The 11263-nt window shown below is 49.4% G+C and carries 10 protein-coding genes and 1 other annotated feature; of the genes, 6 read left to right on the top strand and 4 right to left on the bottom strand.

The window, feature by feature from the left end; genetic code table 11:
- Positions 1 to 123: 123 nt before the first annotated feature.
- Positions 124 to 1653: a DUF1538 domain-containing protein gene (locus GX019_11105; protein HHT37704.1), complete on the top strand. Its 1530-nt coding sequence runs from the start codon at positions 124 to 126 to the stop codon at positions 1651 to 1653.
- A 24-nt stretch (positions 1654 to 1677) separates the two neighbouring features.
- Positions 1678 to 2391, top strand: a complete 714-nt coding sequence (locus tag GX019_11100; GenBank protein ID HHT37703.1) for a hypothetical protein — start codon at positions 1678 to 1680, stop codon at positions 2389 to 2391.
- 57 nt (positions 2392 to 2448) lie between these two features.
- Here the strand turns inward: GX019_11100 and GX019_11095 are convergent, their stop codons facing one another.
- Both GX019_11095 and GX019_11090 read right to left on the bottom strand, forming a co-directional pair.
- Positions 2449 to 3894, bottom strand: a complete 1446-nt coding sequence (locus GX019_11095) for a tryptophanase (GenBank protein HHT37702.1) — start codon at positions 3892 to 3894, stop codon at positions 2449 to 2451.
- A 44-nt stretch (positions 3895 to 3938) separates the two neighbouring features.
- Positions 3939 to 4171: a binding site (T-box leader), on the bottom strand.
- Between the two features lie 50 nt (positions 4172 to 4221).
- Positions 4222 to 4674 carry a hypothetical protein gene (locus tag GX019_11090; GenBank protein ID HHT37701.1) on the bottom strand — a complete coding sequence of 151 codons (453 nt, stop codon included), beginning with the start codon at positions 4672 to 4674 and terminating at the stop codon, positions 4222 to 4224.
- A 113-nt stretch (positions 4675 to 4787) separates the two neighbouring features.
- Between GX019_11090 and GX019_11085 the strand changes: the two genes are divergently transcribed.
- The 4 genes from GX019_11085 to GX019_11070 all read left to right on the top strand — a co-directional run bounded on the left by GX019_11085 (position 4788) and on the right by GX019_11070 (position 9135).
- Complete coding sequence (locus GX019_11085; protein ID HHT37700.1) at positions 4788 to 6398, top strand: gamma-glutamyltransferase family protein; 1611 nt, start codon at positions 4788 to 4790, stop codon at positions 6396 to 6398.
- A gap of 99 nt (positions 6399 to 6497) precedes the next feature.
- Positions 6498 to 6959 carry a DUF4342 domain-containing protein gene (locus GX019_11080; protein ID HHT37699.1) on the top strand — a complete coding sequence of 154 codons (462 nt, stop codon included), beginning with the start codon at positions 6498 to 6500 and terminating at the stop codon, positions 6957 to 6959.
- 45 nt (positions 6960 to 7004) lie between these two features.
- A complete protein-coding gene (locus GX019_11075) occupies positions 7005 to 7691 on the top strand; it encodes a response regulator transcription factor (GenBank protein HHT37698.1) in 687 nt (228 codons plus the stop codon).
- The gene (locus GX019_11070; protein ID HHT37697.1) at positions 7684 to 9135 is read left to right on the top strand and encodes a HAMP domain-containing protein; all 1452 of its coding nucleotides are present in this window, start codon (positions 7684 to 7686) and stop codon (positions 9133 to 9135) included. The genes GX019_11075 and GX019_11070 overlap by 8 nt, the downstream gene beginning before the upstream one ends.
- 10 nt (positions 9136 to 9145) lie before the next feature.
- Here GX019_11070 and GX019_11065 read toward each other — a convergent pair whose 3' ends face one another.
- Both GX019_11065 and GX019_11060 read right to left on the bottom strand, forming a co-directional pair.
- Entirely contained in the window at positions 9146 to 10342 is a 1197-nt protein-coding gene (locus GX019_11065; protein ID HHT37696.1) for an ABC transporter permease, read from the bottom strand.
- Entirely contained in the window at positions 10339 to 11253 is a 915-nt protein-coding gene (locus GX019_11060; GenBank protein HHT37695.1) for an ATP-binding cassette domain-containing protein, read from the bottom strand. Before GX019_11060 ends, GX019_11065 begins: the two co-directional genes overlap by 4 nt.
- Positions 11254 to 11263: the final 10 nt, after the last annotated feature.

The raw sequence follows: 11263 nt of genomic DNA, 5'->3' as shown, positions 1-11263 counted from the left end.
TACAGCCCAGGTAATCTTGACGTTATCATGTTAATATGAGAAAATGCTCTTGCTGCATTAAAATTAAATTGATTAAGGAGAATAACCATGGGTGTTAAGAGTACTGGAGGTAGAGGTGGTTAAATGTTAAAACTGTTATTGGATAAGCTTAAGGAATCGTCATCGTCTGTAATTCCAATTATTATTCTAGTATTAATCCTAAGTTTTACTGCTGCGCCAATGCCAACATGGAACATAATCTTTTTCCTGTTCAGTGCTGTGCTGATGATAGTGGGAATCGCATTATTTAATTTGGGTGTGGACACATCACTGATTCCAATTGGGGAGTATGTGGGTTCCTCTGTGGTAAAGAGCCGCAAATTAGCCTTTATTATTATTATGACCTTTGTGATTGGGGTCTTTGTCACAGTTGCGGAGCCGGACCTTATTCTTTTAGCAGGCCAGATCAATGGAGTTCCTGATTCAGTGATTATTTTTACAGTGGCTGCGGGAGTTGGTCTTGGTTTAGTTGGCGCATTTTTGCGGATTCTATTCCAATGGCCGCTGTCTACAATTATGATCGGCTGCTATCTGTTTGCATTTGTGCTTTCAAGTTTTACTAACAGCAATTTCCTATCTATTGCCTGGGAATCAGGAGCTGTAACTACAGGTCCGATCATGGTTCCTTTCGTGATGGCACTGGGGCTTGGTTTAGCATCGATTCGCGGTGACAATGCCACTCACGAGGACAGCTTTGGCTTGGTAGCCCTAACACTGATCTGCCCAATCCTGGCTGTGCTGATCCTGGGTATGTTCTTCTCTCCCACAGGAGGAAGTACGTTAGTTGTTTCCGATGTGGCATCGCTTGGGGATATAGCTGCACTTTACAAGTCGGGTATTGAGGATCAGTTTTCCCAGGTTGCGCTGGCCCTTGCACCGATGCTAGTGCTTTTTGTAATTTTCCAGATTGCTGTTCTGCGGTTAAAGGCTAGAGCTCTTTTGAAGATCGGGGTTGGAACAATCTATACTTATATTGGCATGGTGCTGTTTTTAGCCAGTGCTAATGTTGGGTTTATGCCAGCAGGCTATCTCCTTGGGAGCTCGCTGATTGCCAATTCCAGCAGATGGGTTCTGGTCTTGGTTGGTTTTGTAACTGGATTCTTTGTGGTAGCGGCAGAACCGGCTGTATTTGTTTTAAAACGGCAGGTAGAAGATGCGACAGCCGGGGCAATTCCTGCCAAAGCAATGGGAATTGGCCTGTCGGTAGGAGTGGGTATCGCGGTTGCCCTATCCATGCTGCGCGTACTTACTGGTATCTCGCTGCTATACATTATTGTGCCCGGATACCTGCTTGCTCTGATTCTGACATTTGTGGTTCCGCGGCTGTTTACATCCATAGCCTTTGACTCCGGGGCGGTTGCTTCCGGCCCGCTGGCGGCTACGTTTATGCTGCCGCTGGCAATTGGAGCGAGCGAAGCGCTGGGCGGCAATATTTTTACCGATGCATTCGGGATTGTAGCTGTAGTCGCGCTGTTTCCCGTATTAATTCTGCAGCTGTTCGGAGTCGCATTTGTCGTTAAATCCCGAAAAACAGCAAGGGAACTGGAAGTCCCTGCCGAAGATACAATTATCGACTTGGATTATTCGGCGAATGCTTCGGAGCTCTCTGAGTAACTTACAAGAAATGGAGGACTACCCATGGTGGAGACTTCTACAGATAGATTAGAGGCCCTCATTACTATCCTGGATTATAGTTTGAAGGATAAATTGACCGATACATTAAAAAGATGCGGCATACCGGCAGCCGCTGTACTCCACGGTTCCGGTACCGCTAAATCGGCAATTTACGATATCCTTGGTTATGGGGGACCAAAAAAAATTGTGTGCGTCAGCCTGCAGACAAAGTTGATGGCCGATTATTTTCTCAAAGAGCTGAATAACAGCATAGATTTCAGCAAACCGGGAACAGGAATTGCCTGCACAGCGAGCTTAAGCAGTATCAGCAGCACTGTTTCCAAGGTCCTCAATCAAGCTGATGACAATATCGAGATGGGAAGTGAGGAAATGACCACTGCACCGGCAGAAAAATATCACTTGATCATTACTATCGTTAACTCCGGCAATTTTGAGCAGGTTATGGAGGCAGCTAAAAGCGCAGGAGCCACCGGCGGCACTTTGGTTCATGCCCGGGGCTTAGGCTCAAAAGAAGCCGTTAAATATCTCGGCATCACTATTCAGCCGGAAAAAGATTTGGTGTTAATTGTAGCACCAGAGAAAAACAAACGACCAATCATGGAAAGCATTTCCAAAGCAGCCGGACTTACCACTAAAGGTAACGGCATCTGCTTCGCAATGCCCTTAACCAACATCATCGGCCTTGAGGGCGCGCTGGATAACATCGACAAATTATAGAAAAGCAAAGGGTCAGACCAATACCGGTTGCGGTTAAAGTCTGACCCTGTTTTTATCTTAAAAATCGCCTAAATCAGCTTTAAACTTCGCTGCCAGCTCTTCCTGCCAAGCATTAATCGGTGCTAATTTGCCGAGGAAGAAGCGGAGAGTTTCCGGTTCTTCTACGAACTTCAAGCCTCCGATTAGGCGGCGGTTTTCATAGAGCCAGGTAATGCGGTCTACCGCGTATTTTACCTGAGAAAGCGTAAACACCCGCCGGGGAAGGGCTAAGCGGAGCAGTTCCATATCTGCTAAAGGTTCAGTTCCATCAGGTTTTCGCTGTTCAGATATGGTACCTCTTTCCATGCCCCTGATCCCGCTGGCGATATACAGGGCGGCTGCTAAAGCTCCTGCGGGATACTGGGTTTGGGGAATGTGGTCCACAAACTGCATGGCGTCAATGTGGCATCCCAAACCTCCTGGAGGAGTGACTACCGGCACGCCATTGTTCTGCAGTTCTTCTGCCATGTAGGCGATAAACTGGGGCCCATGGCTGATCATATCCATGTCCATCGTTTCTTCCAGACCGATGGTAATCGCTTCCATTTCCCGCACTGACATGCCGCCGTAAGTCAAGAACCCTTCATATAAGGGTATAAACTCACTAATCTTCTGATTGAATTCCCCATTATTGGTCATCAACCCGCCGCCCCGGGCGCAGCCGAGCTTGCGGCCGGAGAAATATAAGATGTCGCATAAATCCGAGATTCTGCGGGTGATTTCCTTAATGCTTAAATGCCGGCATTTTTCTTCCCGGGTCTTGATAAAATATAAATTGTCTGCCAATAAGCTGGCATCGAGGACCAAAATCAGGCCATAGCGATCGCAGAGCGCCCGCACCTGCTCCAAATTCTCCAGCGAGAAGGGCTGTCCACCGATGAGATTGGTGCCCGCTTCCATGCGGACAAAGGCTACTTTATCCGGTCCGTGCTCCTTAACCGCGGCTTCCAGTTTGTCCAGGTCCATATTCCCTTTAAAAGGATGAGTGCTGACCACATTGTACGCCTCATCAATCGGGGTTTCCACAACGGTGCCGCCGTTCAGCACAATATGGGCTTTGGTAGTAGTAAAATGGTAATTCATCGGTACAATGCTGTCTGGTGTCACAAATACCTGCGCCAGGATATTCTCGCAAGCACGCCCCTGGTGCGCAGGAATGAAATATTTGGTTCCAAAGATTTCCGTGCATTTTTCTTCTAATCTGGTAAAGGTTTGGGAACCGGCATAGCTGTCGTCGGCTTCCATCATTGCAGCCAGCTGTCGATCGCTCATAGCATTGACCCCGCTGTCAGTCAGCATGTCCAGATAAACATCCTCATTTTTCAATAAAAACGTATTGCTGCCGGCTTGCTGCATCGCCCGCAGCCGCTCCTCAACCGGGATCAGATTCAGTTTCTGGACTATCCTAACCTTGTGCATTTCTAAAGGAATTTGCTCTCCAGTGAAAAAATTAACCTTGACCATCACTCTCACTCCTTATATTCTTGCAAATAAAAAAAGCCGTCCATCTTCAGGACGACTTTCAGCCGCGGTACCACCTGTGTTAATCTGCAAGCAGATTCACTCGTTTCAGGAAGCCATCACTTCCCTAACCGGTAACGTCGGTAGACGGCAAGGCCTACTGCTAGTTCAGCCCGCAACTCAAGGGTGTATTTCAGTCAGCGGTCATTGCCAAGTTCCACCAACCCTTGGCTCTCTGTAAACTTCCGATTGACCTACTTCTCCCTGTCATAGTCTTTTATTTGCGTTTTGTTAAATAAATTATAATTTATTTTAAGGCGCTTGTCAACGCTAGTTTCTCAGCCGCTTTTCAAGCTCATTGGCAGTCCGGCTGGCCAGCGCCTGCTCCTTGCTGACCACTCGGCATCCAACCGGTGCAAGTAGAAACCTACCCATGCGGAGATGGACAACCGCCACCGGAATTCCAATGATGGTCACCGCATAAAGAATGCCTAAGAGCAGGTGGCAGATGGTAAGGATAACCCCGATTGGAAGCCAGATCAGGTTTAAAACAAAATGAATAACGCGGGAAAATAGCGAGACATTCTGTTTGCCCATTAGTTCAGCTGCCCTGATGATCTCTTTGCCGTATGGGAAGGCAGAGAGCTTAGCGAACTCAAAGCAGGCTCTGCCGATGGGAATGCCGATGATGGTCAGATAGAAGAAGCAGCCGATTGCCAGCCAAATTAACGCTAATTCAAATCCACCAAAGATAAACCACAGTAAATTTCCTACAGCAGCCATTTCTCACCCTCCTAGTACCAAAAATTCTCCGACACGGCGCCGATCCCTTCAGGTAACAGCAGGGAATATTATGGATATGCCGAAATCAAGAAGCGGTGAAAGGAGTTTACAGCATGTTTGAATTTGATCCCTTATCTTATCCTTATTCGTCACAGCGGATGATGGTGTACGCTGAAAACGGCATGGTGGCGACATCCCAGCCTTTGGCTGCCCAGGCCGGTTTAGAAGTCTTAAAGCAGGGCGGCAATGCCATCGATGCCGCGATTGCTGCTGCGGCCTGCTTAACAGTGGTAGAACCGACGTCAAACGGTATTGGCGGGGATGCCTTTGCTCTGGTATGGAGTGGAGGCAAACTCTACGGTTTAAACGCGAGTGGTCCAGCGCCTGCAGGAATATCTGTTGAACAAGTGCGGCAGCTCGGCTGGAAAAAGATGCCCCGGTTCGGATGGATCCCGGTCACAGTGCCGGGTGTGCCCGCGGCGTGGGCAGCTTTAAGCGAGCGTTTTGGTGCTCTTGACCTTACTCAGACCTTAAAACCGGCGATTGACTATGCTGAAAATGGCTATCCTGTTTCGCCGATTACTGGTTACTTTTGGCAGAGAGCCTACGATACCTACAAAGCTAACCTGAAAGGGGAAGAGTTTAAGCAGTGGTTTACAACCTTTGCTCCCAAGGGAAGAGCGCCCCAGATTGGCGAGCTGTGGAATTCCCCGGGTCACGCTGCCTCATTAAGAGCTATTGCCAAGACCAACGCCCGGGCTTTTTACAGCGGAGAATTAGCGGATGCGATTGATCGGTTTGCCCGGGAAACCGGAGGTATAATCCGCAAATCCGATTTAGAGACTTATCAGCCGGAGTGGGTTGAACCAATTCGGCTAAACTACCGCGGCTATGATGTGTGGGAAATACCGCCGAACGGGCAGGGCTTGGTTGCCTTGATGGCATTGAATATTCTCAAGCACTATGATGATTTAGAGTTGGATCATCCGGAAACATACCACCGCCAGATCGAGGCGATTAAACTTGCCTTTGCTGATGGCCAGGCCTATATCACGGAGCGCGATGAGATGCCGGTGAAAGTTGAAGAGCTTTTGTCGGAGGAATATGGACTGAAGCGGAAAGAACTCATCGGCCGCACTGCTCTTGAGCCAAGTCCCGGCAAACCTCCCCGGGGCGGCACCGTCTACTTAGCCGCAGCTGACAACCAGGGCAACATGGTATCCTATATCCAAAGCAACTACATGGGCTTCGGCTCCGGAATTGTTGTACCGGAGACAGGAATTGCCCTCCAGAATCGGGGCAACAACTTCTCCCTAGACGAGAATCATCCCAACTGCCTTAGACCAGGCAAGCGGACCTATCATACAATTATCCCCGGCTTCTTAAGTAAAGATGGGGAAGCAGTGGGACCATTCGGCGTGATGGGTGGTTTCATGCAGCCCCAGGGCCATGTGCAGGTTGTAATGAACGCAGTTGATTTTCAGCTTAATCCCCAGGCGGCCCTGGATCGGCCTCGCTGGCAGTGGATGGAAGGCAGGCAGGTGGAGCTGGAAAGCAGTGTGCCGAATTACATCGCGCAAGCCTTGGAGCGCAGAGGCCATCAAGTCCGGATCCCGGTTACTTCCGGCGGTTTCGGACGTGGGCAGATCATCTGGCGGATGCCGAACGGAGTACTGGCCGGGGGCACCGAACCGCGGACTGATGGAACGATTGCAGCTTGGTAGTAATATTAAGATTTTAATCTGATTTTAATCTTACTCATATTTGCATTTAAGCTGCCTCTGTTAGAATGCAGGTAAATCAACAAGGGAGGTTCTACTTTGATGGACAGATTGGAACAAATTGAACGTCTGCGTGCAAAAGCGAATGTATCTTACGAAGAAGCTAAACAGGCCTACGAGGCAGCCAATGGTGATTTGCTGGAGGCAGTGATTATGTTGGAGCGTCAGGGTAAGATTAAGCCGCCGGAAGGGGACGGATTTTACAGCAGTGAAAAAGTAAAGCCAGAAGTAGTTGGCGGAGAAGAGCATCGGGAATCGAAGAAAGATGCTTTTACCGATGGATTACACAGATTCCGGGATTTTCTGGTCAGACTGATTCACAAGGGCAACAACACCTTGTTTGTAGTGTCCCAGCGCGAAACAACTCAGTTTAAACTTCCTATGACTGTTATGGTGCTGTTAACCCTGGTCGCCCCATGGGTAGTAATTCCACTCTTGATTATTGGTTTATTCTTTGACTACCACTATCGGATTGTCAGCAGCGAAGGGCGGAAAAGCGAGTAGCGGCGGCACGCGGGGTAAGGATTGGATCGGGGAGGAGTGATTTCCTTGGCGGCACGGATTTTAATCATCGAAGATGAGGAGAAATTTGCCCGCTTTGTGGAGATGGAATTAACCTATGAAGGCTATGAAGTAGCCAAAGCTTTTGATGGCAGGACTGGTTTAGAGATGGCCGAAGCCGAGGAATTTGATTTAATCCTTCTTGATATCATGCTGCCCGGATTAAATGGAATGGAGGTGCTGCGGAGGATTCGCCGCAGTTCCTCCGTTCCTGTGATCATGCTGACTGCTCGGGATAGTGTCATCGATAAGGTCTCAGGGCTGGACAGCGGAGCCGACGATTATATCACCAAACCTTTTGCCATCGAGGAGCTTTTGGCCCGGATCCGGACTGCCCTTAGAAAAACCAATGCATTAGTTCCTAGCAGCGAAACCACGGTGCTCACAGCAGGGGAACTGAGACTAGATGTAGGGCGGCGGCAGGTGTTCTATCAGGATAATCAGATTGAACTGACTAAGCGGGAATTTGATCTGCTCCAATACCTTTTGGAGAACAAGGGTTTGGTTATGTCCCGCGAGACACTGCTGGTCAATGTTTGGGGCTACGATTATGAAGGAGAAACCAACGTAGTGGATGTTTACATCCGCTTTTTGCGCAGTAAGATCGATGATGTTTTTAATGCCAAGCTGATCACTACAGTGCGGGGAGTGGGGTATGTGATTCGCGATGAGTAATAACAAACCGGATCGCCGCAGCAGACTGCGTTTTTCCATTGCAGCCCGCTTGAATATCCGCATCTGGATGTGGCTGCTGTCATTTTTTATCGGGTTTAATCTGCTGCTGGTCGCAGCTCTGACCTTCAGTACCATTTACTACGCAGAGAACAAGGCGGCAGCGGTTGCGCCTTATCTTACCACCGGGGAACTGCTTAACCCGGAAAATCAGGACTTATTGACTTTACTAGATATTGAAGTGGCAGAACTTTCCGCTTTACCGCAGGGATTTACCCTGCCCAACACGCTGAAGCGCTTGGTGCTGGAGGAAACAGCGGATGCGGCGCGGCGCTTTGAGGTATTAACTCCGCTGTCGGAATGGAAATATTCCTGGAAAAATATTCCGGAGCAGATCGTGTACCGGGTGGAGTTCGCTGATAATGGCCAGGGGTATGCGCTGGTAATCAGCTTAAAGGAGCCCCTCACCTTAGCGGTCACCCTGATAGCAGCGATGCTGGGAATCCAGCTCATCATTTTAATCACCAGATTTTTTTCTGGCGCGAGATTGATCCGGGAAACACTGACACCTTTAACTGATTTAGCCCGGCAGGCCCAGAGCTTGAATGTGGATCAGGGACCGCTGTCCATTGAGGAAATGAAAGAATTGGCCGGAAAACTCGATCGAATCACAGCTGCCAGGCTGGATACCCGCATCGATATCGACCAAACTCAGGACGAATTGAAAGGTTTGGCTGCGGCCATCAATGGCATGCTCGATCGCATCAACGCAGCTTACCGTTCCCAGGCGCGGTTTGTATCCGATGCATCCCATGAGCTGCGCACACCGATTGCGGCCATTCAGGGCTATGCCAATCTTCTGGACCGCTGGGGCAAACACGATGAGAAAGCGCTGCAGGAATCGATTGATGCCATTAAAGAAGAAGCTGCCAATATGAAGGATTTGGTGGAGCAGCTGCTGTTTCTCGCCCGCGGTGACAGCAACCGGATGCCGCTTCAGATCGAGCGAATCGATTTGGCTGATACCGCCCAAACCGTATTAAAAGAATTCCGAATGATTGACGGCGGACATGAGTTTATTCTTGATGTTGAGTCAGCGTATGTGGAAGGAGATGTGGGTCTTATTAAGCAGGCGCTGCGGATTCTCGTGGATAATGCGGTAAAATACACACCGGTTGGGGGAGAGATTAAGATTTCCGTTAAACAGCGGGAGAGTGAAGTGACGCTCACAGTCCAGGACAGTGGTATCGGGATTCCACCGGAAGCGGTGCCCCATATCTTCGAGCGTTTTTTCCGGGCTGATGAATCACGAGCCCGATCCACAGGTGGGACCGGACTCGGTTTATCAATTGCGAATTGGATTGTAGAGCGCCACGGCGGGCACCTTGAAGTGCTGAGCCGCGAAGATATTGGAACTAGATTCACAATAGTACTGAGGGGGGGTTGACCCCTCTTTTTTATATGTCTTTATAGCGCAGCCACTTGATGATTTCCCGCGGAGTGGCGTTTTTACCGTACATCAGCATGCCGACCCGGAAGATTTTGGCCGCCATGAGGGTAAGCAGGGCGGTAGTAACCAGCAGGATTGCTCCGCTGAGGACAATCTGCCAGGTCGAGACCGGAGCGATTGCATCCCGGATAATAATGATCACCCAGCTCGTAAAGGGAAATAGGCTGGCAAATTGAGAAACAACTCCGTTAGGGTTATGAACTACCGGGCTAATAAACAGAAAGGCCATGGCAGGAAGCATGATGACCATACCCTGCGAGTTGCCTGCCTGCTGAACATCTTCCATGGTTGCCCCCACACCGATAAATAGGGCCGCGATGAGCAGATAGCCAAACAAGCCAAAAAATAGGATCAGGGGCAGATTAGCAGTGGCTAAAGCCTCCAGCACCGGAAAATCGGTGAAATAGATTAATGCCGGCAGGGCAAGCGCTGTCCAAAACACCAGCTGGATTATGCCTAAGAAGAAGTGACCTAAGATTTTGCCTTTCATCAAGTCTGAAGCCCGGATTGAGCTTAAGATTACTTCTGCCATGCGATCCCGCCGCTCCTGCAGAGCGCTCATCATCAGCATGCTTCCGGAAGAGAAGATCAGGATGTAGATAATCACGATTGCTACTGCCGATACGAGAATTCTCTGGGCGTTAGGGGCGTCGGCCTCGTCAATCGCAATCGATACCAGCGCTGCCGGTTCAGTTAAATACGCCAGCTGAGTTGAATCCAGCTCGGACTGTTCCAGCCGCACCTGCTGAAGAATTACTGTTAAAGCCGAAGAGAGGGTTCCAAATGCCTCTTGATTACTGTTCTCATAATAAAGCTGAGCCTGACCGCTGGTGAGAAATTCAGAATCTAGAAGCAGGTATCCATCAGCTTCGCTCTCCTCCACCGCCGCTTCAGCAGCAGCCTGATCACTGCTCGGTTCTAAAGTTATGTGCTCAGGCATCATCCTCTGGAGCATCGGTAAGATTCCCACTTGATCTACCACTTGATAGACCATCTGCTCTGGTTTATTGAACTGCTCAATGAGAATCGGAAAAGCAATGAAAGCAACCATGATCAGGGGTGTAAGGATTAAGCCGATGATAAACTGCTTATTGGTCAGGTTCCGCATAACTTCCCATTTGGCAATTTTTAAAGTGCTGTTCACAGCTCTTCACCTCCTGTTGCTACTTTTACAAAGATATCGTGCAGCGACGGACGGACCACCTGCAGCTCATCAATCTCAGCATCAGCAGGTATGTTCTGCAAAAATTCGGCCGGAGTTACATGGTCATGAAGATTGAGCATCCACCGTGTGCCGCTTAAGCGGGTTGCATCAGCTACCCCCGGCAGCTGTTCAAGCGTGCCGATATCAGCGGCTGTTTCGATGTAAACCCGGAAGTTGCCGTAGCTTTCTTTAATCTGCCTCAGGGTACCGGAAACAACCTTTTTGCCTTGATGAATTAAAAAGATCTGGTCACAGAGCTCCTCGACAATATTCATCTGGTGGCTGGACAGGAGTACTACTGCTCCCCGCGCGGCCAGATTTTTGATTTCGGTCTTAATCAGCTCTTGGTTGACCGGATCCAGTCCCGAAAAAGGTTCGTCTAAGACCACAAAGCGCGGTTCGTGCAGAACTGCAGCGATAAACTGGACTTTTTGGGCCATTCCTTTCGAAAGTTGATCCACTTTGGCGTAAGCATAGTCTTTGAGGTCAAACCGCTCCAGCCATTCCAGCGCCCGGGTGCGGGCGGTTTCCGGATCTACCCCTTTTAATCCGGCTAAGAACACCAGCAGGGGAATTATTTTCGCATCTTTATAAAGTCCACGTTCTTCCGGAAGATATCCAATTGTCTGCCGGGGAACTCCCGCAGTGCGCTTTTCATCGGCGGTAAACCAAATCTCGCCGCTGTCCGGAACCGTAATATCCATGATCATCCGGATCGTGGTAGTCTTACCAGCTCCGTTTGGACCCAGCAGGCCTAAAATTTGTCCCGCTTGGGCCTGAAAGGAAATGTGGTCGACAACTGTCTTGTCGCCATAGGTCTTACATATCTCATTTACCTCCAAAAGATTCACACTTAACCAA

This window comes from Bacillota bacterium (assembly GCA_012837335.1).
GTDB lineage: Bacteria > Bacillota > Limnochordia > Darwinibacteriales > DTU012 > DTU012.
Note: the sequence above shows the minus strand (reverse complement) of the source record. Positions and strands in the feature narration are given on the sequence as shown.

Coding starts and splice junctions, on each gene's coding strand:
- GX019_11070 (HHT37697.1), top strand. CDS start 7,684: ATGAGTAATAACAAACCGGATCGCCGCAGCAGACTGCGTTTTTCCATT.
- GX019_11105 (HHT37704.1), top strand. CDS start 124: ATGTTAAAACTGTTATTGGATAAGCTTAAGGAATCGTCATCGTCTGTA.
- GX019_11085 (HHT37700.1), top strand. CDS start 4,788: ATGTTTGAATTTGATCCCTTATCTTATCCTTATTCGTCACAGCGGATG.
- GX019_11090 (HHT37701.1), bottom strand. CDS start 4,674: ATGGCTGCTGTAGGAAATTTACTGTGGTTTATCTTTGGTGGATTTGAA.
- GX019_11100 (HHT37703.1), top strand. CDS start 1,678: ATGGTGGAGACTTCTACAGATAGATTAGAGGCCCTCATTACTATCCTG.
- GX019_11080 (HHT37699.1), top strand. CDS start 6,498: ATGGACAGATTGGAACAAATTGAACGTCTGCGTGCAAAAGCGAATGTA.
- GX019_11095 (HHT37702.1), bottom strand. CDS start 3,894: ATGGTCAAGGTTAATTTTTTCACTGGAGAGCAAATTCCTTTAGAAATG.